We start from the raw sequence: 23,692 nt of genomic DNA on the forward strand, positions 1-23,692 counted from the left end.
TACATTCCCGGCATGAACCGAAGCATTCTGTACGCCTTGCTGGCAGCGGCCCTGTTCGGCGCCAGCACACCTGTGGCCAAGCTGCTCGTCGGCGACATGGCCCCCGTGCTGCTGGGAGGTTTGCTTTACCTGGGCAGCGGTGTGGGTTTGGCCACCGCACGATGGGTCCGTGACCTTGGCTGGAAAAACTCGGGACTGGCGTCGGGTGAGTGGCCGTGGCTTCTGGCGGCGATTCTTTTCGGCGGCGTGCTCGGGCCCGTTACCCTGATGTTCGGGTTGACGCTGGTGAGCGGCTCGACGGCTTCGCTCTTGCTCAACCTCGAATCGGTACTGACCGCGGCTATCGCCTGGCTCGTTTTTCGGGAGAGCACAGATCGGCGGGTCGTGCTGGGGATGGTGGCCATCGTTGGTGGTGGGGTCGTTCTATCCTGGCCTGCCGGCGTAGTCTCTTCATCCAATTGGCAGGGCCAACTGGCCATTGCTGCCGCTTGCTTGTGCTGGGCCATCGATAACAACCTGACCCGGAAGGTTTCGGCATCCGACGCGTTGTTCATCGCCAGCAGCAAAGGGCTGATTGCCGGGGTGGTGAACACAGGCCTGGCCCTCACCCTCGGTGCGCAATTGCCCAGTCTGCCGGTTGCAGCTTCCACACTGGCAGTCGGTTTGCTGGGTTACGGTCTGAGCCTGGTTTTGTTTGTCCTGGCACTGCGCGGCCTGGGGGCAGCGCGCACGGGTGCCTATTTCTCGACGGCACCCTTCCTGGGCGCGGCCGTGGCGCTGGGTCTCATGGGGGAGTCGACGTTACCCGCCTTCTGGCTCGCCGCCGGCCTGATGGGCTTGGGCGTGTGGTTGCACCTGACGGAGCACCATGAACATGCGCATACCCACGTGCCGATGGAGCATGCACACCCGCATGTGCATGACATGCACCACCAGCACCAACATGACAGTCCCTGGAGCAGCGAGAAGCCCCACGAACATAGGCACCGCCACGAGGCCCTGACGCATAAACACCCGCACTTCCCGGACATTCATCATCAGCATCGGCACGAACCGATGGCCGAGAAGTGACAGACGGGACAAGGAAACTCTGAAGCGGCTACAGAGTCAGGTCGGTAAGATGCTCCAACCTTGAACCCATCCCAGCTTGCCATGCTTGAAGTTCTGCGCGTTTCGCTTCTATTCGTTCTCACTGCCGTGGCGGAGATCGTGGGTTGTTATCTGTCCTGGCTGGTACTGGTCCAGGGGCGCACACCCTGGCTGCTGTTGCCTGCGGCACTGGCACTGGCGTTTTTTGCCTGGCTGCTGACTCTGCACCCGCAAGCAGCCGGCCGCACCTATGCGGCCTACGGTGGCATCTATGTCGTGGTGGCGCTGCTTTGGCTCTGGCGCGTGGATGGCGTGACGCCCACACGCTGGGATCTGGTGGGCGGTGCCATCTGCCTTTTAGGAATGGCATTGATCGCTTTCCAGCCGCGCTCGGTCGAGATTTGACCCGGGAGTTGCCTCATGAAGATCGGTGATCTGTCGAAACGGACGCAAACCCAGGTTGAGACCATACGCTATTACGAGCGCGAAGGTCTGCTGCCCGAGCCTGACCGTACGGATGGCAACTACAGAATCTATGGTGAGGCCCATGCTGAGCGGCTGGCCTTCATCCGTCACTGTCGCAGTCTGGACATGACCCTAGATGAAATCCGGCAGTTGCTGCGCTTCAAGGACGACCCGGCATCCAACTGCGGCGAAGTGAATGCACTCCTGGACGAACACATCAGCCATGTGGCCGACCGGATCCGTGAGCTACGGGCACTGGAGAAGCAGCTAATAAGCCTGCGGAAGCGTTGTTGCGAGGCTCAGGCGGCGGCAGACTGCGGGATTCTTGGTGAACTTTCTCGACCTCAACGCAAAATCAATGTGAGCAGATTCGGACATCTGCACAAGACACACAGCGGTGGGAAACCACATCCAGACTGAATGCACGTGTCCAGGTTGTGGAATTACGCTGAGGCCTAACGAAACTGTGCAAAAACCCCATTTCCGCTGACCACACATCGGTCCAGAACGGGGGGGCGGTTTTCTTGCTCATGCGCTCAGTCTGCCCGAATTCCGCCTGTTCAGCAAAATGCTGGTGCTGATCTTTGTTTAATGCATCTATCAGATATGTTCGAATCGGCCCTGACACAGGATGCGTAGCCGGAAATAAATACATCGAAGCAAGCGTTCGCAGCCGTATCTTGCGAAGACCGAGGGACTGGGTCAGAGTTTCTCATGGCAGAGATTTCACGCGCCTTGGCAAGATCGTTGATCATCGCCAAGGCGCGTGAGGCCTCGTCCCACAAAGGAACTAAAGGCACTACCTCAAACGGGGTATGCCTAGATGGCTGGTCAGTTCTCGTGACCTTGGCGCTGCAGGAAGTCCAGGCGAGCACTCTCGCTACTGGTCACGGTGATCTTCTGTCCATCGGTTGTCTCCAGGACTTGGCCCTTGAAGACACGGACGGCGCGTTCGAACTTGTCGGCCACGGCCATTTTCCCGTCCTTGAAAACGAACGCAGTGCCGCCGTCTTTGAGCCGGTAGGTCTTGTCGACATTGCTCGCCACCGAGTTGTCGGCAAATGCGGTCGAAACCATGGTGCTGAGCACAGCGGCAGCGAGAAGCGTGGTGATTCGGGTGTTCATATCAGGTCCTTTCTTGAATACAGATGCTTCGTCACTCAAAGCACCTTGTGCGAATACACGTCCTGTATTCTGTCGACCAGCCCTGACATCAAGATGTGCCGGCGATTACATTTGCGTCAGGTCTACCACCTCATAGCACGCCTAAAGCTGCTGCTAGTGCTCTCGCTTACATCGAGCGCACTTTGGTGAACTCCAAGATGAATCTCGTTCGACCTTGTACCGATGAAACTTTGATCTTGCCCCCATGCGCTTCCACAATCGCCCGCGTGATGGCAAGCCCCAACCCAGCGCCTTCAGCGTCCGGTTGTGAGCGTGACGGATCTGCACGATAGAAGCGGTCAAACAGCCTAGGCATGATTTTGGGATCGATGTCATCGCCCGTGTTTTCGATGGCGACCTGGGTCTCGCTTTCGGTGTCGCTGATCTCGATGCGGACCTCGCCGGACGTTGTCGTATGCCGCAGTGCATTGGACAAGAGGTTGCTCACCGCTCGGCGAAACATCAGCCGGTCGCCCAGGATGTGGCCGCCGCCGTGCAGGCTCATGCTGACGTTTTTCTCATCGGCCACGGCTTCGTAGAAATCCAGCAAGGCCTGGGCCTCGTGTGCCGCAGAGAAAAGCTCTTTGCCGGGGAGCTGGATCCCTCTTTCTGTCTTGGCCAGGAACAGCATGTCAGACACCATGCGCGCCAGACGCTGGAACTCCTCCGCGTTGGACGCCAGGATGTCGCGATAGGTCTCGGCATCACGCCGGTTGGACAAGGCCACCTGGGTTTGAGTCAGGAGGTTGCTGATCGGCGTGCGCAACTCATGCGCCAGGTCGGAGGAAAAATCGGACAAACGCTGGAAATCCTGCTGCAAGCGATCCAGCATGCGGTTGAGCTCATTGGCCAGATCCGCCATTTCGACGGGCACGGCCTCGACCGGCATGCGTGGATTGAGCTGCTGGCCGCTGACGACCGAGGCTCTGGACTTCATGGCGCGCAGTGGTGCCATGCCCTGGTGCGCGGCGAACCAGCCGGCGAACCCGCTGACCAGCGTGGCCAGGATGGCATATAGCACCAGGGTGTGCTGCAGTTGTGCCATGAAATGGGTGTGGTGCTCGGTATCGATGGCAACCAGGATGAGCATGCGGGTCGCGCCACCGCGATTGGTCTCAGCCCACAGAGCCAGCCCGTGGTAACCACGGCCGAGGCTGGTCCAGTGCAGGGATTTCGGGGCGTTTCCGGGCTCGGGAAGCGCGGCAGCGTCGGGCGGGTTGAAATCGTCAGATTGGAAAAAGACCTGACCTTGTGCATCCCGAAGCAGCACATAGAGACCTTGGTGATGATCCAGCGCCTCTTTCAAACGTCTTTGTGCTTCTTGCTCCGAGATGGACTTGCCCAGCAGCTCACCCACCAGGCGTTGCTTGTCTTGCAGAACGATGTCATCTAGGACGATGAAATGACGCTCGGACGCCACCAGAAAGATGGCGCCCAGGCCGAGGAGGATCGCCGCTGAGAGCAGCGTGAAGAACAAGGTGAGGCGAGCGGTTAGGGACAGGGAGCGAAGCACTCAGGACTCCTCCGGAACTTCCAGCACATAGCCCATGCCACGCACCGTCTGGATGAGCTTGACCTCACGGCCCTCGTCGACTTTGACCCGCAGCCGCCGCATGGCGACCTCGATGACATTGGTGTCCCCGTCGAAGTTCATATCCCACACCTGGGAGGCAATCAGGGAGCGCGGGAGGACTTCGCCGCGGCGACGCATCAGCAACTCCAGCAAGCCGAACTCTTTGGCCGTCAGATCGATTTTTCGGCCACCCCGGGTGACTCGGCGGCGCAGCAGATCCAGCTCCAGGTCGGCCACCAGCAACGAGGTTGGCTCGGTGCCACTGCGGCCACGCCGCAGGATGGTTCGCACACGGGCGAGCAACTCGGCAAAGGAAAAGGGTTTGACCAGATAGTCGTCGGCGCCAAGCTCCAGGCCTTTGACGCGGTCTTCGATCTGATCACGCGCCGTCAGAAACAGCACCGGCATCTGCAAGCCGCGCTTGCGTATGCCCTGCAGGACTTGCCAACCATCCATGCCCGGCAGCATGACATCCAGGATGACCAGATCGTAAGACTCCTCGAGGGCCTGGTGCAGCCCGTCCGTTCCGTCTCGTGCCAGATCGACCACGAAACCGGCTTCCCTCAGACCCTGGCGAAGGTACTCCCCGGTTTTGTGCTCGTCCTCAACGATCAATATCTTCACGCATGCGCTCCACGACTGAATGGTGTCAGTTTGACCAGTTTCTGAGCCCCGTCAGCAACATTACAGAAATGTAATCTGGAAGTCAGCCTGCTGACGGCGTCGGATTCACAGAATCTTCCCCTGAGATCAGCGTCTCAACCCATGAGGAATCCATGACCATCCCTACCCACAGCCTGTCTTTCGGGAAATTACTTCCCTGGACCATGGCTTTGCTTGCTGGCTCAGCCATGGCGCAAACCACGGCCGAGCAAACCCCGCCGATACCTCCGGCCCAACTGAGCTACACCTCGCCCTTGAACGGTTATCAAGCCTATACGGACCAGTCGGTCCAGTCCTGGCAGGAGGCCAACGACACCGTCGGTCGCATCGGGGGCTGGCGTACCTACGCCAGGGAAGCCAGAACAGCGGAGCCGGCCAAGGACGCTGCTGCACCTGCAGCTCCGGCCCATGAAGGGCATCACGGAGGTTCCAAACCATGAGACGCCCCCTGACATCCCGCGGCGCCAAGCTCGCGATTTCTGCCGTGACTTTGGCAGTGCTTTCCGGTTGCGCCAGCGTCAGCCTCGAACAAAACGTCAATCGCGTGAACGATGAGGCCAGCAGCTTCACGGATAAGAAACTGGCGCTCTCGCGTACGGAACAGGAGCGCAAGGAGCGGGCTGAGGCCGCCCAAGCCCTTCTCGCCCAGCCTCTGGGTCAGCGCGAAGCCGTGCAACTGGCCCTGGTCAACAGCCCGTCCCTGCAGGCCTTGCTGGCCCAGGGCTGGGCGGAGTCGGCTAATGCCGCTCAGGTCGGCCGGATTGCCAACCCTATTCTCAGCTACAAGAGCTTGGTCGCAGGCGACGAGCTGGAAGTTGAACGCGCCCTATCGTTCGGACTACTGGATCTGCTGACGCTGCCGATGCGTCAAGGGATAGCCCGCTACCGCATCGAGCAGTCGCAGTTGCGTCTGACCAGCGAAGTGGTGGACCAGGTCACCCAGGTCCGTCAGGCCTGGGTGCGCGCGATCGCCGCGCAACAGACGCTCAAATATGCCCGCCAGGTGTATGAGAGCGCAGAAGCCACGGCTGAGATCGCCCGGCGCATGCAAGCTGCAGGCAACTTCAGCCGCCTCAGCCGTGCACGCGAGCAGGCTTTCTATGCAGATGCCGCCACACGCTTGGCCACCGCCAACCACCAGGCCACGGCCACGCGTGAAGAGCTGATTCGCCAGCTGGGCCTCGATGAGGCTCAAACCCGGCAGCTCAAGCTCCCCGAGCGCTTGCCGGATCTACCCAAGCAGGCCATGGATCCCCAAACTGCAGGTTCGCACGCCACGCGCAACCGCCTGGATATCCGGCTCGCACAAGTGAGCTATGAATCCTATGCCAGAGCCCAGGGCTTGACCACGGTGACCAGCTTCACCGACATAGAACTCACAGCGTTTCGCAATACCAAAACCGACAGCGCGGCTGGGACCCGCTCAGATCCTCAAGGGTTTGAAGTCGGCGTTCGACTGCCGATTTTCGACTGGGGCGGCATGCAGCGCGATGCGATGAGCGCGCGCACGCTGGCCGCAGCCAACCAGCTGGAGGCCACGGTCCGTGCAGCCGGATCGAGCCTGCGTGAGAGCTATTCCGCCTACCGTACTGCCTACGACGTGGCACGCCATCACCGCGATGAGGTGGTGCCATTGCGCAAGGTGATCTCGGACGAAAACCAGCTGCGCTACAACGGGATGATCATCGGCGTGTTCGAACTGCTGGCAGACGCCCGCGATCAAGTCAACACGGTCGTTGCCGCCATCAATACGGAGCAACAATTCTGGCTGGCCGACGCGGCCTTGCAGGCATCTCTCATCGGGCGCCCGACCAGCGTAGCGCTCTCTGCTGCGGCGCCAGCTTCTGGCGCTGCCGCTGCCGGACATTGATTTCCAAGGAATCCGCAATGACATCCAGAAGAAATTTCTTCAAATTCGCAGGCATCGCCGGCGGTGCTGTGGCCGCGGCCTCGGTCAGCCGCGTGGCCATGGCCGCATTGCCCGAGCCGGTCATGCAGACCAGCCCGGACACCATGGCCCCTTTGGTTCCCAACAGCGGCCGCCCCTACAACCCGGTGGTCACGCTCAACGGCTGGACTCTGCCCTGGCGCATGAACCAGGGCGTCAAGGAGTTCCACCTGGTGGCTGAGCCGGTGGTCCGCGAGATGGCGCCCGGGTTCAAGGCCCATCTCTGGGGCTACAACGGCCAGAGTCCCGGGCCTACCATCGAGGTGGTCGAGGGTGACCGCGTGCGCATCTTCGTGACCAACAAGCTGCCGGAGCACACCAGCATCCACTGGCATGGCCAGCGACTGCCCAATGGCATGGACGGCGTTGCTGGTCTGAACCAGCCGGCGATTCAACCCGGCAAGACCTTTGTCTACGAGTTCGTGGCGCGCCGACCGGGCACCTTCATGTATCACCCCCATGCCGACGAGATGACGCAGATGGCCATGGGCATGATGGGCTTCTGGGTGACCCATCCGAAGGTCAAGAACCCGCTGATCGACGAGGTGCAGCGAGACTTCTGTTTCCTGCTCAATGCCTACGACATCGATCCTGGGAGCTACACCCCCAAGATCATGACTATGCTGGACTTCAACCTGTGGTCCTGGAACAGCCGCATCTTCCCCGGCATCGACTCGCTGAACGTCCGCCTGAACGACAAGGTCCGGATCCGGATTGGTAATTTGACGATGACCAATCACCCCATCCACCTGCATGGCCATGAGTTCCTGGTCACCGGCACCGATGGCGGCCCCACTCCTAAGAGCACGCGCTGGTATGAGGTGACTACCGATGTTGCGGTCGGTCAGATGCGTCAGATTGAGTTCCTCGCGGATGAGGAAGGCGACTGGGCTTTCCACTGCCACAAGAGTCACCACACCATGAACGCCATGGGGCATAACGTTCCAACGCTGATCGGCGTGGATCACAGCGGCCTGTCCAAGAAGATCAACAACCTGATCCCGGACTACATGGTCATGGGGGAGCGCGGCATGGCGGACATGACGGAGATGGAGATGCCCATCCCGGATAACACCATCCCCATGATGACCGGCGAGGGTCCGTTTGGTTCGGTGGAGATGGGCGGCATGTTCAGCATGCTCAAGGTGCGGCGCGATCAAAAGCCCGGGGACTACAAAGACCCGGGCTGGTTCAAACATCCAGCAGGCACGGTGGCTCACGAGTACGAAGGCCCGCTCAGCGAGCCTGCTCGGTTCAAGGCCGAAGGTGGCCAATCTATGCCTCGCGCGCAGACCCCCAGCCAACCGACCGAAGTCAAAGTTCGCAAGCCTCAGTCCCACAGCGGGCACTGATTTTTTAATCCTAGGAGATCCCCATGATGAATAAGACACCGACCCTGGCCAAAGTGATGGCCCTGATGACGATTGCCCTGTCCAGTTCGGCTTTCGCCGGCGGCAACCATGCCGGTGGCCATGGCCACGACGATGAGGAGACGGCGATCGGCAAGCCCGGCGTGGCAGCGAAGGTCAACCGCACCATCACCATCGAAATGAACGACAGCATGCGCTATACACCCGCGGACGTTCAGGTAAAACAAGGCGAAACCATCCGGTTCGTGGTCAAGAACGTCGGCAAGGTCAAGCATGAGCTGAGCCTGGGCACGCAGCAGGAGTTGCTGGAACACCTGGAGCAGATGAAGAAGTTCCCTGACATGGAGCACGACGAGCCCAACAAGATCACCTTGGCTCCAGGCAAGCAGGGCGAAATCATCTGGCAGTTCACCAAGGCAGGCCCCGTGAATTTTGCTTGCCTGATGCCTGGGCATTACGAGGCAGGCATGAAGGGCGTCGTTCGGGTCGGAAAAAAATAAGCATGCAAGCGCCTTGATCCAGGTCAAAACTCTGGATCAAGCCCTCAATACCATTTGGAGAAATAGTCATGAATACGATCAAGAAGATTTTGGTGATCAGCGCGGTATCCATAGGCATGGCATGGCCCCTGCTCAGCTCGGCTCAGGCCATGACGGAACACAACAAAGCGGGCATGGCCGGGACAGCCATGATGACCGACGGTGAAGTGAAGAAAGTAGATGCCGCTGCAGGCAAGGTCACGATCAAGCACGGTGAGATCAAACATCTGGACATGCCCGGCATGACCATGGTGTTCACCGCCAAGGACAAGAGCTTGCTGAACAACATCAAGCCTGGCGACATGATCAAGTTCATGGTTGTCAATGAGGGGGGCAAGATGTTGCTCACCGACGTTCAACCGGCAAAATGAGTCGGGACCAGCAATAGTGCACGGGCTGGATCTGTCCTGAATCCAGCCCTTTTTTGCTTCGTGTGTGCCCATTTTTTGAGAGGTGAAGCATCATGGATCAAGCAACGGGCCACGAATCTCATCCCGGCCAATCACGTCCATTCTGGAGACGCCCTGCGGTCCTGGCGGCTGCAGCAGCTTTGGTGATTGTTGCCTTCTATCTGCTGCGTGAGCATTGGGGACATGTTCTGGGAATGTGGCCTTATTTGCTACTCCTGGCCTGCCCCTTGATGCATCTTTTTCACGGGCATGGCGGACACACCAACCACCCATCCAAGCAAGACCAGCGGGAGTAATACATGAAGGCAGATAGCCAGCACGAGCATCATCAGGGTCATGTCCATACGCACCATCATCACAAGCCGGATGGTGCTCCTTTGATGCCAGTGCAGCCCCCTGTCGAAGGGACGGTCTATACCTGCCCCATGCATCCCGAGATTCGGCAGAGCCAGCCGGGCAATTGCCCCAAATGCGGCATGACGTTGGAGCCTCTGCTACCGGTCACGGACGAGGAAGAGAACCCGGAGTTGCTGGACTTCCAGCGCCGCTTCTGGTGGACCCTGCCCCTGACTGTGGTCGTCACCGTGCTGGCCATGTTCGGCCATCAGCTAGCGCTTTTCAGCATCACCACCCAGACCTGGGTGGAGCTGGTCTTGTCGCTGCCCATCGTACTCTGGGCCGGCGGGACCTTCTTCTCGCGCGGCTGGCAGTCTGTCCTGAACCGCAGTCCCAATATGTGGACCCTGATCGGACTGGGCACGGGAGCTGCCTTTCTTTACAGCGTCCTGGCGACCGTCGCTCCCCGGATCTTTCCCGCCTCCTTCATCTCGATGGGGCGTGTCGGGGTCTACTACGAGGCGGCGGCCGTCATCATCTCGCTGACGCTTCTGGGGCAATTGCTTGAACTCAAGGCCCGCTCCCAGACTTCCGCGGCCATCAAGTCTCTGCTGGGCCTGGCCCCCAAAACGGCCCGCCGCATCCGCGACGACAGCACAGAGGAAGACGTCCCCCTCACCCATGTCCATGTCGGTGATCTCCTACGCGTGCGTCCTGGAGAAAAAGTCCCGGTCGATGGTGTTGTGGTGGAAGGCTCCAGTGCGGTCGACGAATCCATGCTCACGGGCGAGCCCCTGCCGGTGAGCAAAAGGAGCGGAGACAAGCTGATCGGGGCCACGCTGAACACCAACGGTGCGCTGGTCATGCGCTCGGAACGCGTTGGCTCGACCACCATGCTGGCTCAGATCGTCCAGATGGTGGCCCAGGCACAGCGCTCCAAGGCCCCCATGCAACGTATGGCGGACGTTGTCGCCGGCGGTTTTGTGCTGGTCGTCGTGACCATCGCCGTCCTGACCCTGCTGGTCTGGGGCTTCTGGGGCCCTCAGCCTAGCTGGGTCTATGGTGTCATCAACGCGGTGGCAGTCTTGATCATTGCCTGCCCCTGCGCCCTGGGCCTAGCCACCCCCATGTCCATCATGGTGGCCACGGGCAAAGGCGCAACCCAGGGTGTCTTGTTTCGAGACGCCGCGGCGATTGAGAACCTGCGAAAGATCGACACGCTAATCATTGACAAGACCGGGACCCTGACGGAGGGACGGCCGGCCTTTAATCGAGCTGTTGCCACGCTCAGGTTCACGGATCGAGAAGTCTTGCGTCTGGCCGCCAGCCTGGATCAAGGCAGCGAACATCCGCTGGCCGAGGCCATCGTTCAGGCCGCCCGGGCCCAGGGGCTGACACTGGACAAGCCCAGTCAGTTTGAATCTAGCTCGGGCATAGGTGTGCGTGGTCTGATTCAAGGGCAGAAAATATTGCTCGGCAACACCGCATTGATGCAGCAGTCGGGTGTCGGGGTTGAAGGTCTGATGCCCCAGGCAGAGAAACTCCGAGCCGAAGGCGCCAGCGTCATGTACCTGGCCGTTGATGGAGAGCTTGCCGGCTTGCTGGCGGTGTCTGACCCCATCAAGACCAGCACTCCGGAGGCGTTGGAAGCCCTGAAGGCTGCGGGACTGCGCATCGTGATGGCCACCGGTGACGGCCTGACCACGGCCAAAGCCGTGGGCCTGAAACTCGGCATTGATGAAGTGCATGGCGAGGTCAAGCCGGCCGACAAGCTGGACCTTGTTGCACGGCTGCAGCGCGAAGGCCGGGTAGTGGCTATGGCTGGCGACGGCATCAACGATGCGCCGGCCCTGGCCAAGGCCGATGTGGGTATCGCCATGGGCACAGGCACCGATGTGGCCATGAACAGCGCCCAGGTCACGCTGATCAAGGGCGATCTGCGCGGCATCGTTGCGGCGCGTACGCTGTCGCAGGACACGGTACGCAACATGAAGCAGAACCTGATGTTCGCTTTCTTGTACAACGCGCTGGGCATCCCGGTGGCTGCTGGCCTGCTCTACCCCTTCACGGGCTGGCTTTTGTCACCGCTGATTGCAGCCCTGGCCATGAGCCTGAGCTCGGCTTCGGTGATCGGCAACGCGCTGCGTTTGAGGCGCTAAGAATCCGCCCGTTTCAGCCATGCGCAAGCTGCTGACCCTCATGCTGAGTTTCGCATTGGCCTTGTCGGCCAGTGCGACGATGGCTAGCTTGCCATCCGCTTGCCCGACGGATGGAGTGGCGAGCATGGCGCGGCCAAGGAAGGTCAGCATTTCTCTCGCAGCCTCTCTTGCGGAGGAACCTGCGACGTGGGCCCAGATCACCCTTCCGGTCGAGTATGTGAAGCATTTCTCACTGAGGTCGCGGATTGCCTAGAAACCCGTGGAATGCATACTATACTGAGACATAGTTAGTATTTTTACCCCGTGTCATACCTATCCCATTCAACCGTCAAAGCAGCCTGTATCACATCGCAGGTTGGTGGTTGCCATTGGTGTTGACTTTGCGGGAGATTCTTATGCGCAAGGCATTCCTACGATCAGTAGCCCAGGCAGTCATAGGTTCTTTGCTGTTTGCGCAATTGGCCGTCGCAGCCTATGCTTGCCCCACTTTGCCCTCCGCCGGGGCGCAAATGTCCATGCAGGGATCGACTGATGCTGATTCAAGCAAGGCATTCATGGATAGTGCCAGCAAATCAGTTTCCAACTGCGATGACATGGCGTTGGGCGCCATGGATCCCCAGAATGCCAATCTGTGTGCCGAACATTGCAAGTTTGGACAACAAAGCGACCAGACATCCATACTGAAGGCGCCTACTGTTCCACTGATGGCGCTGTACTTTGCGCCGCTGTCGCCTGCTCCTACAGCCGCCGGACTGCGCTCCGTAGCTGCGCCCCCTGCTACTGCATTGGTTGTGACGTCTCCGCCGCACACTATTCTGCACTGCTGCTTCCGAATTTGATCCTCCAGACGACATTGCGCTGACAGCCATTTAGGCTGGTTCGGCGCATGAGTCGTGCTCGACCGCCTCAGCCTCAATCTGCGCTGCCGTATCGGGCCGACATGAAACTATCTCGTTTCGTTGTCTGGAGTTCGCATGTTTTCTATTTCTTACGGAGGTCCGCCATCCCGTCGGCACCACCGCCCTTGGGCCCGCCTGTTGGCCCTATGCTTGGCCCTCGTCAATGTGAGCGCCCATGCCCAACAGACTTTGTCCCTTGACAGAGCGTTGCAGCTTGCCCAAAGCCGGTCGCGCCAACTCATCGCGCAAGATGCCGCCACCGCAGCCTCCCGTGAAATGGCCCTGGCTGCCGGGCAACTGCCAGACCCCACGCTCAAATTTGGCGTCAATAACTTGCCGATTAATGGCGAAGACCGTTTCAGTCTGACGCAAGACTTTATGACCATGCGCTCGGTCGGTGTGATGCAGGAAATCACGCGGGGCGACAAGCTCAAGGCCCGCTCCGCCCGTTTTAACCGTGAGGCAGAGGCCGCAGAAGCCAGCCGCGCCGTAGCCCTTGCCAACTTGCGACGCGACACCGCGATGGCATGGCTTGACCGGCACTACCAGGAGCGCATGCTCGACGTGCTGCGCGCCCAGCGGACCGAGGCAGGCTTGCAGATCGAAGCTGCTGACACCGCTTACCGTGGCGGGCGTGGAACCCAAGCGGATGTTTTCGCGGCCCGGTCGATGGTGGCACAGATTGATGACCGCATCCGCCAAACAGAAAAGCAGATTGGCACCGCCAAGATCAAGCTGGCGCGATGGGTTGGTGACGATGCCGCCCAGGCACTGGACACGCCCCCCAGCCTGGAGGCCGTCCACCTCGATCTGGCCAGTTTGGAAAATCAGTTGGCTCACCACCCTCAAATCGCCTTGATGGCGAAACAAGAGGAGTTAGCTCGCGCCGATGCGGATGTTGCGCAAAACAACAAACGCGCTGACTGGAGCGTGGAGCTGATGTACAGCCAGCGAGGCTCGGCTTACTCGAACATGGTGTCCGTCAACGTCTCGATTCCGTTGCAGTGGGATCAAAAAAACCGGCAAGACCGGGAGCTTTCGGCCAAGCTGGCTGTCGCCGAACAGATGCGCGCCCAGCGCGAGGAAGCCACACGGGAGCATGTTGCCGACACCCGCATGTGGTTGCAGGAGTGGCAAAGCAACCGCGAGCGCTTGGCGCAGTACGACAGTGCCCTGATACCGCTGGCCGCTGAACGCACCCGTGCCGCGATTGCCGCTTACCGGGGAGGCAGCGGCCCGCTCACGGCGGTGCTCGAAGCACGGCGCATGGCCATCGACACCCACATGGATCGCCTGCGTTTGACGATGGAAACCGCCGCTCTGTGGGCCCAATTGGAGTACCTGATTCCTGTTGAGCACCAAACGACTGCTGAGTTGCGCCTGCCCTCACTCCCCACAACTACAGCAACGGAGAAATAACATGACAAAACTCAAACCACTGTTGGTGGGCCTGGTCGGTGCGGGCGTGCTCGCCGCGAGCGGTTACGGTCTCTACGCCATAGGCATGCAGCGCGGCATGGGCATGGCTACTTCCTCCGCCCCATCAGCACGAGCAGCCGCAACGGGAAGCGTTGCGCCCGGCGCAGTCCCCCAAAGCGTTGCCGAAGGCGAAGACGCCACTCGCCGCCATATCGAAAAAGGCATCAAGGCCGGCGATGTGGACCCAACCACCGGACGCAAGATCCTCTACTACCACGACCCCATGGTGCCGGGCAACAAGTTCGACAAGCCCGGTAAGTCCCCCTTCATGGACATGATGATGGTGCCGGTCTACGCCGACGGGGATGCTGGCAGCGACGGCAGCAAAGTCACGGTCAGCCCACGCATCCAGCAGAACCTGGGGGTACGGACTGCCGAAGTCACCGAAGGCCTGCTGTCACCGCAGGTCTCTGCGGTGGGCAATATTGCCTTCAATGAACGCGACCAGGCCTTTGTACAGGCCCGTGCCACCGGCTATATCGAGCGCCTATATGTCCGAGCAACCCTTGACCGTGTGAGCAAAGGCCAGGCCCTGGCCGAACTCTACGTGCCCGACTGGATTGCCGCACAGGAAGAGTTCCTGTCAGTACGACGTATGCAAGGCACAGACTTGGCGACATTGGTAGACAGCGCCCGTCAGCGCATGCGCCAGGTGGGTATGAGCGATGAGCATATTCGATTGGTCGAAAGCAGCGGCAAGACCCAAGCCCGTATAACCCTCACCGCGCCGACAAGCGGTGTAGTGGTGGAACTGATGGCCCGCGAAGGCATGACGGTGATGCCCGGTGCGACGCTGTTCCGTATCAATGGCCTGGGTAGCGTGTGGGCCAATGCCGAGGTTCCCGAGAGTCAGGCCGCCTTGATTCGCCCCGGCACCAAGGTGCAGGCCAACAGCTCTGCCGCTCCCGGCACGAACCTGCAGGGCACGGTGCAGACGATATTGCCAGAAGTGAATGCCGCCACCCGCACGCTCAAGGCCCGCGTGGAGCTAGCAAACCCCGGCAATCTGCTGGTGCCCGGCATGTTCGTCAACATGCAGTTCACGAACATACGGGCAGAGAAGTCCCTGCTGATTCCCACCGAGGCGGTCATCCAGACCGGCAAGCGCGTGGTCGTGATGCTGGCTGAAGACAACGGTAGGTTCCGCCCGGTCGAGGTGGAGACCGGCATCGAAGGCAACGGCCAAACAGAGATCAAACGCGGCCTGCAGGCCGGGCAGCGCGTGGTCGTGTCATCCCAGTTCCTGATCGACTCGGAGGCCAGCTTGAAGGGCGTGGAGGCACGTTTGAACGATGCGCCCAAACCTAGCATGGCCAGCACCGCCCCTCGCCACGACGGCGAAGCCAAGATTGAAGCCATTGGCAAAGACAGCATCACTTTGTCGCATGGCCCGATTCCGTCTCTCAAATGGGGTGCAATGACCATGGACTTCAAGCTGCCTGCCAGTGGCAAGCCGCGCAATCTGGAGCCCGGCGACAAGGTGAAATTCGAGTTCTTCATGGATGCCGAGGGCTTGCCACAGCTCACCCGCATGAGCGCTATGACACCGGAACCCAAGGCGGCCACCGCCAAACCAGCCGGGAGCAAGCCATGATTGCCAAGCTCATCCGCTGGTCTATTGGGAACCGCTTTCTGGTGCTGCTGGCGACCTTGATCGTTGCGGCCTGGGGCGTCTATTCCGTGATGCGCACGCCCCTGGATGCCTTGCCGGACCTGTCGGACGTGCAGGTCATCATCCGCACCACGTATCCCGGGCAAGCCCCACGCATTGTCGAGAACCAGATCACCTACCCGTTGACCACCACCATGCTGTCGGTGCCGGGGGCCAGGACGGTGCGCGGGTACTCGTTTTTTGGTGATTCCTTTGTCTATGTGCTGTTTGAGGATGGCACAGACTTGTACTGGGCACGCTCTCGTGTGCTGGAGTACCTGAACCAGGTGCAATCCCGATTGCCTCCAGGTGCCAAAGCCACACTGGGACCGGATGCCACCGGGGTGGGCTGGATTTACCAGTATTCACTGGTGGACCGCAGCGGCACGCAGGACGCATCCCAACTTCGCGCTCTGCAAGACTGGTTCCTCAAGTACGAACTCAAGACCGTGCCCAACGTGGCGGAGGTGGCCACTATCGGTGGCATGGTGCGCCAGTACCAGATCGTGCTGCAGCCCGAAAAACTGGCGGCCTACGGTATCCCGCAGAACAAGGTAGTCGAGGCCATACAGAAAGGTAACCAGGAGGCCGGAGGCTCGGTTCTGGAGCTGGGCGAAGCCGAATACATGGTACGCGCCAGCGGCTATCTGCAATCGTTGGACGACTTCCGCAAGGTGCCGCTGATGACCACCCAAACCGGCATCTCCGTGCGCCTGGGTGATGTGGCGCGCATCCAGCTCGGGCCAGAGATGCGCCGGGGCATTGGCGAGCTGGACGGCGAAGGCGAAGCCGCAGGCGGCGTGATCGTGATGCGTTCCGGCAAGAACGCGCTGGAAACCATTGCCGCCGTCAAGGCCAAGCTCCAGAGCCTGCAATCCAGCCTGCCCAAGGGGGTGGAGATCGTTCCCGTCTACGACCGATCCGGCCTGATCGAGCGGGCGGTGGAAAACCTGGGTTACAAGTTGTTGGAAGAGTTTGCGGTGGTGGCCGTGGTCTGCTTCATCTTCCTGTTTCACCTGCGTTCGGCCCTGGTCGCCATCGTGTCGTTGCCGCTGGGCATCCTGGCGGCGTTCATCGTGATGCACTACCAGGGCGTGAATGCCAACATCATGTCGCTGGGGGGTATTGCGATTGCCATCGGAGCCATGGTCGATGCGGCGGTGGTGATGATAGAAAACGCCCACAAGCATCTGGAACAGTGGGGCCATGATCACCTGGACCAAAAGCTCGAAGGGGACGCGCGCTGGCGGGTGATTGGAGAGTCTGCGGCCGAGGTTGGCCCTGCGTTGTTCTTCTCGCTGCTCATCATCACGCTGTCCTTCATTCCGGTGTTCACGCTGGAAGCGCAGGAGGGGCGTTTGTTCTCACCACTGGCGTTTACCAAGACCTATGCCATGGCGGCAGCGGCGGCGCTGTCGGTGACGCTGATCCCGGTGTTGATGGGTTACTTGATTCGGGGCCGCATTCCCGATGAGAAGGCCAACCCGCTCAATCGCTTTCTGATTGCAATCTACCGCCCGCTGCTGAACGCCGTGCTGGACTGGCCCAAGACCACGCTGGCCATTGCCGCGCTGCTGCTGGGTTTGAGCCTGTGGCCCCTGCAGCACATCGGCGGTGAATTTATGCCGCGCCTGGACGAAGGCGATTTGCTCTATATGCCCTCTGCACTGCCGGGTTTGTCCGCAGGCAAGGCCAGCGAGCTGCTGCAACAAACCGACCGGCTCATCAAAACCGTGCCCGAGGTCTTGAGTGTCTACGGCAAGGCAGGCCGTGCAGAGACCGCCACCGACCCCGCGCCCATGGAGATGTTCGAGACCACCATCCAGTTCAAACCCAAAGACCAATGGCGGCCCGGCATGACACAGGACAAGCTGGTGGACGAATTGGACCGCATCGTGAAGGTGCCAGGTTTGGCCAACATCTGGGTGCCACCGATCCGCAACCGCATCGACATGCTGGCGACCGGCATCAAAAGCCCGGTGGGGGTCAAAGTGGCCGGAACCGACCTGGCCACCATTGACCGCCTGACCGGCGAGATCGAAAAGGCTCTCAAGGACGTGCCCGGTGTCAGCAGTGCTTTGGCCGAGCGCCTGACGGGCGGACGCTATGTGGACGTGAATATCAACCGCGATGCGGCCTCCCGCTTTGGCATGAACATCGCAGATGTTCAATCCGTCATCACCTCCGCCGTGGGCGGTGACAACATCGGCGAGACGGTGGAGGGCTTGCAACGCTTCCCCATCAATATGCGTTACCCGCGTGAAATCCGCCACTCGCTGGAGAAGCTGCGCAGCCTGCCCATCGTCGCGGAAAATGGCCAACGCCTGGTGCTGGCGGACGTGGCCGACATCCGCATTACCGATGGCCCACCGATGTTGCGCAGCGAGAATGCCCGATTGTCCGGCTGGGTGTATGTGGACATCCGCGGACGTGACTTGCGCTCAGCAGTGCAGGACATGCAAAAGGCCGTTGCTCAGAAGGTGGCGTTGCCGCCCGGCTACTCGGTATCCTGGTCGGGGCAGTTCGAGTTCCTGGAGCGGGCCACGGCCAAACTCAAGGTGGTGGTGCCGTTCACGCTGCTCATCATCTTTGTGCTGCTGTACCTGACCTTCAAACGGTTTGATGAGGCCTTGCTCATCATGGCCACGCTGCCGTTTGCGCTGGTGGGCGGCATCTGGCTGCTGTACCTGCTGGGCTACAACCTGTCGGTAGCCGGTGCCGTGGGCTTCATTGCGCTGGCCGGGGTGTCGGCGGAGTTCGGGGTCATCATGCTGCTGTACCTAAAACATGCCTGGGATGAGCTCATCGCGCAGGGCAAAGTCAGTACCGAAGACCTGCTGGATGCGATCCGAGAAGGGGCGGTGCTGCGCGTGCGTCCGAAGGCCATGACGGTGGCCGTCATCCTGGCCGGCCTGTTTCCGATCATGTGGGGGACGGGAACTGGCTCCGAGGTGATGCAGCGCATTGCCGCCCCCATGGTCGGCGGGATGATTACTGCACCGCTGTTGTCAATGTTTGTGGTGCCTGCGGTGTACCTATTGATGCGCCGTCCACGTAAGCAGCAAGGGTCGGAGTGGGCGTTCTGGAGGCGAAGCCGTGCGAGCGCCTAACCAAACTTCGCGCGCCTTGCGCTGGCGCATTCTGTTAGGCGCATGGATATATCTGTGCCTGTTACTCACTGGCGGCCTAGCGCAAGCCTCAACGGTCGCGAGACAGGAAGTCATGCCGATGGCGGTGGCTGCAATGTCGCCGGATTCGATACCAATGGCGAAGGATTGCGCGCCCTGCGTCCGTTGCTACGTCGCGCCGGTGCCCGTTGCGCAGGGGTTTAGCGGCGAAAGCACGGAGGCTAAGGCACCGCAATGGCAAGTTCATGCCGTAGCGCTAGTAAAGGCGGCGTGGATTTTTGAGGGCGTTTGGCGTCCCCGATTGCCGGTGCGCATTGAATTCTCCAGGTGGCTGAATTGATATACAGCGGAGTTTGAACAACACCATTGCAATCATTCACACAGGAGATCATCATGAAAAAGTTAATCGCGACGCTGATCGGTACCATTACTCTGGGTGCCACATTGTCAGCATTTGCAGGCCCTGACTGGCAGGCTATCGAACAGGCGCGCAAAAATGCGCAAGCTCGGACGGTCAATGCGGAAAAGGCCGCACCAAACGACAAGTGCGCCGAAAAGCGCCTTGTCCTGCCGCTTGACCATGGTCCGCGTGCCCAGACCACGCCTTACCTGAATAGGCAGCGCAAAGAAGCCTTTGAAGCAGAGATGAAGGCTTGCAAAGAAGCGGCGACCAAGAGCAGCATGACGAAGGACAGCTCCGCGATCCATGTCTGACCGCAACGCATGCGCCGCTAGGGCTGGCAACTCAACGCCGGCTGTGACGGTGCTGCCTTGAAACCATCTCAAGCCCGCCAAGCGACGGGCTTCGTTCAAATCATTGCAATCTAGGAAATCCAAATGAAAAATTTCTCGTACTCTGCCCTCATTCTCGCGTTGCTATTGCCCGCCACAGCGGTTTTAGCCCAGCAAAAGATGGGGGATATGAAACCCAGGGACTCAGCCATGAAGGCACCTGCCGAAGCGAAGGCGACTCACAAAGCCACGGGTGTGGTCATGAAGGTTGATCCCAAAGCGGGCGTCGTCACACTCGCCCATGAGGCCGTCAACAGCATGAGCTGGCCCCCGATGACCATGGGCTTCATGGTTAACGACAAGATGCTGTTCGACAAACTGACTGTGGGGAAAAAGGTGAACTTTGAGTTTGTGCAAGATACGAAAGGGTATGTCGTCACGGCAGTCAAATAAACACCGACGACCTGGGTTCTCTGCACACTGGGAGAACCCAGAGAGATTCATCGAATGTCGATGAGAAGTTTGGCGCAGACCTCTCTTCGTATCTATGGTGTTGAATTCCGCCGAAATCTGACCCACGTAGGCCCTACCCTGCTAGTTTTAAAAGCAGGGGGAAATTAGGAGTGATAGACGTGGCGACATTGAATGTCATCAGACGTTGGGCACTGCGAGAACAGATGTCCATCCGCGAGATCTCCAGGCGTACAGGCCTGGCTCGCAACACGGTGAAGAAGTACCTGCGGTCAGATGAGACCGAACCCACATTCGCAAAGCGGGCCAGTCCAAGCAAGCTCGATCCCTATGCTGAGAAGCTAGCCACCTGGCTAGGAATCGAGGCTACAAAATCGCGGAAACAGCGGCGCAATCTGAAGCAGATCTACACAGGGAGACTACCGATACTACCTATTTCAGATGGTCAGATAGCAATTGGAGCCTTGATTCCGGGGTCTGGGTCGTACCCCTCGATCTGAAAATCTTCGAACCGATAATCGTAAATCGAATCTGGTTTGCGCAGAATACTCAAGCGTGGCAAAGGCTTCGGAACCCGTTTGAGTTGCAAATCAATTTGCTCCATATGGTTGGCATAAGCATGGAGGTCACCAATGCTGATCACAATCTCATAAGGGACCAAATCGCACTGCTGGGCCAGCATATGGGTCAAAAGCGCCAACGAAGCAATGTTGTAGGGCAGGCCCAAGAAACTATCGGAGCTACGGATATAAAGCTGAGATGAGAGCTTTCCATTCGCTACGTAGAACTGATAGAGCAGATGGCAAGGAGGTAGCGCCATCAAGCCATCCTCAGCATTTTGAACCGGGCTTTTCGATTCATCGGGAAGGTATTCAGGATTCCACCCATGAAAAAGAATGCGCCGACTGTTGGGATTAGTCTTGAGCGTATTGACAACGTAGTCGATTTGGTTGATAGAGCCACCATCCCTGGTGGGCCACGCGGTCCATTGTTTGCCATACACGGGGCCGAGCTCCCCGTCCGGCGTAGCCCATTCATCCCAAATGGTCACGCCGTTCTGATTTAGCCAGGCGACATTCGTGTTACCACTCAAGAACCAAATCAGCTCGTTCGCGATGCTTTTGAAATGCAATCTCTTGGTCGTCAACAAAGGAAAACCATTCGCCAAGTTGTGACGAAATTGCCGGCCGAACACTGAGGTCGTTCCCGTGCCAGTGCGGTCACCTTTGACCACACCATTTTCAAGAATATCTTCGAGCAATTCCAAATATTGCTTCATAAATCCACTAATCCAAGCAAGTTAACGCATGTACCTGACTATGCCAGAGGAGGTGCGGGAGTTACGGAGTTCGTCCAGCTCTACATCTTTCACGGCAACGAGCTTGCCGAGATATAGCACCTCCTCGTACAAAAGTGTATTTTGCTTCAGAAGTGCCTCCACCTGGCTCCGAAGGGCTTCTTCCGCCTGCGCCGGATTTGCTTCGGCAGCCTGGCAACCAACCTCTTCGGGCCCCGCCTTGGCGACGCGGGCGGCTTTGTAGGCATCCTTGACCGTCTTCAACCTGTCCCGGGCCCAGGCACGATTCCGAACGGTGTTACGGGAGACGCCCGCCTGCATGCAGATGTCCTCGACCGTGGGCAGCGGTTTATCAGCGCTCACCCCTTGTTCCAACCGCTTGAGTGCCTCGATGATTCGCTCGTCGTTTTTCTGAGCAGTCTCTTCTTGCTGCCTCGACAGTGCTTCGGGCCGACTCATTGCATCTCCTGCTTCTTCGCCATGTCGCCAATCACGATGTCGAATTTGTCTATCAAATTCGTCCATGCATGCTTGTAGGCCTCAAAAGATTCGTGTTCCCGAGCTCTTTCAGCGTGAATTTTCCTGGCTTTAATTACGTGAACGCCGCGCTCGGTCACGACATGACTTTCACAATTCGGGTCACAGTTGTAGTCACCAGCGCACGGCGGTAGCTTCTCTCCATCAGGAGCAATAAAGCTCTTTGTGCAACTCCCAATGCTGGTTGGCATGATTCGCACGCCTTTACGCGCCATATCCTTGACATATTTGACACGATCTTCGCCAAACAATCCAAGCCCCGCGAAGAAGCTATCGATTCGAACCTTATGCGCGGCCGAACCCGGCCCAGCGAGTTTCGCATTCTCTCCATAAACTTGGAGTAACGCATCTTCCCTAGCGACAGCAAGCATGTTGGAAACACTCGTCAGAAGCTGCGACCTGTATTGACCGTAGGAAGCGGTCACAAGATTTGGCATGTTGTTTAGCTGGCCATGCACATGCTTTAGCTGCATGCTGATGAAGGCCAGACCAACCTCCTGAGACGCCAGCTGCGCGACAAGAGTCTCACGACACTGATGCACACTAAAGTAATGACCTTTGAAAACCTGCTCAGTATCGATCCTTACAATCCAGCGATTGAACTTAGTGTTAAGGGCTCCGCGCGCAAACGACTCGTTCTCATCCCTCTGATATGACTCGTGCAAGGTGGAGAAGAGATGGGACCCATCAACACGGCCACACAGGAACGACAGGACAGCGTAGGCATCACGAACCAAGGGAACAGCCAACCATCCTTCAACAGGTGGCGCTGACCGCGACTTACCCTTGACCACCTTAGACTTCAAGAACCAATAGCCATATTTCTCTTCCAAGCATCCATCCAGGAGATATTCGACTTCAGAAACTCTCATTCCCGTAAGGAGAAGCACGATCATCATGGCCGAGTTATGTACATCGCTAAGCGCAAGCGAGAATCTCCTTCGGTGAATACTCGTGCGCTTTGCAGCCTCTTCGGAGGAAATGTCACTGCAAAGAAATGCGCTGAGAACGTCAGCACTAACGCATTCCGCGTCGAATTTTGTTGGGCAGTCTTTCGGAAATATCTCTTGCTCAGCCCTGTGAAAATTCATACCTGTCATGAATTCACCGATGCTTCTCCTGGAATGCTCAAGAAGCATCAAAAATTGAGAGTCAGTCAGAGTGGAAATCTGCTCAGATTCCGGGCTTCTTCCCCATGCAAACGTCGATTTCGTGACGTCCAAAAGCGTCCATTGCAGAGGAGAAGAAAAATTCTTCTGTACGTTCTGATGAGATATCAACTTCAGGCCTCTTTTTAGTGCTTCAGGCCTTCCAGTAAACGCGTGAATCCCATACTTCAGATCATCGATCGTGAAGTCCGACAGATTCTCAAGTCGCATTCCACCAGTCAATTTTCTCTTGATGATAATGATCGAGAACAACTTCGCGACTTCTTCAATACGCCCAGCAACAGTAGACAACGCCGTGGAGCGCTTATTGGACCTGGCATTGGCCAACATTGAGGGGTACAAGGCGTGAATTGCAGCGGCAACCTTCAAGTCCGCGACCATTGATGGCGTCAGGCAGTACGCGTATCTACTGTTCTTAACGGCATTGGGGTGGCTTTTTCCAGTACCGCGACCAAATATAAAGTCCATCCAAATTAAATACACACCTGTAGACTTCTCGTGCCAACAATCATCTCCGAATCGACTGTCCCAAAGCGGCGTACTGGGCTTGAAAGAATGACTGCCGGCCATGAGCTGGTTGATGGCGACATCTGTATCTGCTTGAACAGCCATC

22 protein-coding genes and 1 pseudogene are annotated in these 23,692 nt (G+C 58.8%); 17 read left to right on the plus strand and 6 right to left on the minus strand.

Translation table 11 applies throughout. The features are described from left to right. Positions 1 to 12: 12 nt before the first annotated feature. From AC07NT_RS09895 to cadR, 3 genes are all read left to right on the plus strand, one after another. Entirely contained in the window at positions 13 to 1,071 is a 1,059-nt protein-coding gene (locus tag AC07NT_RS09895; RefSeq protein ID WP_498596625.1) for a DMT family transporter, read from the plus strand. Between the two features lie 81 nt (positions 1,072 to 1,152). Further along, positions 1,153 to 1,494, plus strand: a complete 342-nt coding sequence (locus AC07NT_RS09900; RefSeq protein ID WP_498596624.1) for a YnfA family protein — start codon at positions 1,153 to 1,155, stop codon at positions 1,492 to 1,494. Between the two features lie 15 nt (positions 1,495 to 1,509). Next, positions 1,510 to 1,974 (plus strand): Cd(II)/Pb(II)-responsive transcriptional regulator, encoded by a 465-nt coding sequence (cadR, locus tag AC07NT_RS09905; RefSeq protein WP_498596623.1) that lies wholly within the window; start codon positions 1,510 to 1,512, stop codon positions 1,972 to 1,974. A 411-nt stretch (positions 1,975 to 2,385) separates the two neighbouring features. Here the strand turns inward: cadR and AC07NT_RS09910 are convergent, their stop codons facing one another. From AC07NT_RS09910 to AC07NT_RS09920, 3 genes are all read right to left on the minus strand, one after another. Then, positions 2,386 to 2,679, minus strand: a complete 294-nt coding sequence (locus AC07NT_RS09910; RefSeq protein WP_498596622.1) for a CopK family periplasmic copper-binding protein — start codon at positions 2,677 to 2,679, stop codon at positions 2,386 to 2,388. Positions 2,680 to 2,845: 166 nt separating this feature from the next. Beyond that, positions 2,846 to 4,231 (minus strand): heavy metal sensor histidine kinase, encoded by a 1,386-nt coding sequence (locus AC07NT_RS09915; RefSeq protein ID WP_498596621.1) that lies wholly within the window; start codon positions 4,229 to 4,231, stop codon positions 2,846 to 2,848. Continuing rightward, positions 4,232 to 4,915: a heavy metal response regulator transcription factor gene (locus AC07NT_RS09920; protein WP_498596620.1), complete on the minus strand. Its 684-nt coding sequence runs from the start codon at positions 4,913 to 4,915 to the stop codon at positions 4,232 to 4,234. A gap of 152 nt (positions 4,916 to 5,067) precedes the next feature. Between AC07NT_RS09920 and AC07NT_RS09925 the strand changes: the two genes are divergently transcribed. The 14 genes and pseudogenes from AC07NT_RS09925 to AC07NT_RS09990 all read left to right on the plus strand — a co-directional run. After that, positions 5,068 to 5,394, plus strand: coding sequence for a hypothetical protein (locus tag AC07NT_RS09925; protein ID WP_498596619.1), 327 nt, complete (start codon positions 5,068 to 5,070; stop codon positions 5,392 to 5,394). Beyond that, on the plus strand, positions 5,391 to 6,824 hold the full coding sequence (locus AC07NT_RS09930; RefSeq protein WP_498596618.1) for a TolC family protein: 1,434 nt from the start codon (positions 5,391 to 5,393) through the stop codon (positions 6,822 to 6,824). Before AC07NT_RS09925 ends, AC07NT_RS09930 begins: the two co-directional genes overlap by 4 nt. Positions 6,825 to 6,841: 17 nt before the next feature. After that, on the plus strand, positions 6,842 to 8,254 hold the full coding sequence (locus AC07NT_RS09935) for a multicopper oxidase family protein (protein WP_498596617.1): 1,413 nt from the start codon (positions 6,842 to 6,844) through the stop codon (positions 8,252 to 8,254). A 26-nt stretch (positions 8,255 to 8,280) separates the two neighbouring features. After that, on the plus strand, positions 8,281 to 8,772 hold the full coding sequence (locus AC07NT_RS09940; RefSeq protein ID WP_498598472.1) for a cupredoxin domain-containing protein: 492 nt from the start codon (positions 8,281 to 8,283) through the stop codon (positions 8,770 to 8,772). Positions 8,773 to 8,840: 68 nt separating this feature from the next. Further along, complete coding sequence (locus tag AC07NT_RS09945; protein ID WP_498596616.1) at positions 8,841 to 9,182, plus strand: copper-binding protein; 342 nt, start codon at positions 8,841 to 8,843, stop codon at positions 9,180 to 9,182. Positions 9,183 to 9,274: 92 nt separating this feature from the next. Then, positions 9,275 to 9,517 carry a DUF2933 domain-containing protein gene (locus tag AC07NT_RS09950; protein ID WP_498596615.1) on the plus strand — a complete coding sequence of 81 codons (243 nt, stop codon included), beginning with the start codon at positions 9,275 to 9,277 and terminating at the stop codon, positions 9,515 to 9,517. 3 nt (positions 9,518 to 9,520) lie between these two features. After that, positions 9,521 to 11,716, plus strand: coding sequence for a copper-transporting P-type ATPase (locus AC07NT_RS09955; protein WP_498596614.1), 2,196 nt, complete (start codon positions 9,521 to 9,523; stop codon positions 11,714 to 11,716). A 395-nt stretch (positions 11,717 to 12,111) separates the two neighbouring features. Continuing rightward, on the plus strand, positions 12,112 to 12,555 hold the full coding sequence (locus AC07NT_RS09960) for a hypothetical protein (RefSeq protein ID WP_498596613.1): 444 nt from the start codon (positions 12,112 to 12,114) through the stop codon (positions 12,553 to 12,555). 210 nt (positions 12,556 to 12,765) lie between these two features. Beyond that, positions 12,766 to 14,034, plus strand: coding sequence for a TolC family protein (locus AC07NT_RS09965; RefSeq protein WP_498596612.1), 1,269 nt, complete (start codon positions 12,766 to 12,768; stop codon positions 14,032 to 14,034). Position 14,035: 1 nt separating this feature from the next. Beyond that, positions 14,036 to 15,688: an efflux RND transporter periplasmic adaptor subunit gene (locus tag AC07NT_RS09970; RefSeq protein WP_498596611.1), complete on the plus strand. Its 1,653-nt coding sequence runs from the start codon at positions 14,036 to 14,038 to the stop codon at positions 15,686 to 15,688. Then, a complete protein-coding gene (locus AC07NT_RS09975; RefSeq protein ID WP_498598471.1) occupies positions 15,685 to 18,855 on the plus strand; it encodes an efflux RND transporter permease subunit in 3,171 nt (1,056 codons plus the stop codon). Before AC07NT_RS09970 ends, AC07NT_RS09975 begins: the two co-directional genes overlap by 4 nt. 411 nt (positions 18,856 to 19,266) lie before the next feature. Beyond that, complete coding sequence (locus AC07NT_RS09980) at positions 19,267 to 19,587, plus strand: hypothetical protein (RefSeq protein ID WP_498596610.1); 321 nt, start codon at positions 19,267 to 19,269, stop codon at positions 19,585 to 19,587. Between the two features lie 123 nt (positions 19,588 to 19,710). Next, positions 19,711 to 20,058: a copper-binding protein gene (locus tag AC07NT_RS09985; RefSeq protein WP_498596609.1), complete on the plus strand. Its 348-nt coding sequence runs from the start codon at positions 19,711 to 19,713 to the stop codon at positions 20,056 to 20,058. Positions 20,059 to 20,228: 170 nt separating this feature from the next. Next, positions 20,229 to 20,486, plus strand: a pseudogene (locus tag AC07NT_RS09990) (IS21 family transposase); the annotation flags it as partial. 35 nt (positions 20,487 to 20,521) lie between these two features. Here the strand turns inward: AC07NT_RS09990 and AC07NT_RS09995 are convergent. The 3 genes from AC07NT_RS09995 to AC07NT_RS10005 are packed head-to-tail and all read right to left on the minus strand — an operon-like array spanning position 20,522 to position 23,691. Next, positions 20,522 to 21,355, minus strand: a complete 834-nt coding sequence (locus tag AC07NT_RS09995) for a thymidylate synthase (protein ID WP_498596608.1) — start codon at positions 21,353 to 21,355, stop codon at positions 20,522 to 20,524. Between the two features lie 21 nt (positions 21,356 to 21,376). After that, positions 21,377 to 21,832: a hypothetical protein gene (locus AC07NT_RS10000; RefSeq protein WP_498596607.1), complete on the minus strand. Its 456-nt coding sequence runs from the start codon at positions 21,830 to 21,832 to the stop codon at positions 21,377 to 21,379. Then, positions 21,829 to 23,691 carry a tyrosine-type recombinase/integrase gene (locus tag AC07NT_RS10005; protein WP_498596606.1) on the minus strand — a complete coding sequence of 621 codons (1,863 nt, stop codon included), beginning with the start codon at positions 23,689 to 23,691 and terminating at the stop codon, positions 21,829 to 21,831. Before AC07NT_RS10005 ends, AC07NT_RS10000 begins: the two co-directional genes overlap by 4 nt. Position 23,692 lies beyond the last annotated feature (1 nt).

It is taken from the genome of Hylemonella sp. GW821-FHT10B10 (assembly GCF_059415585.1).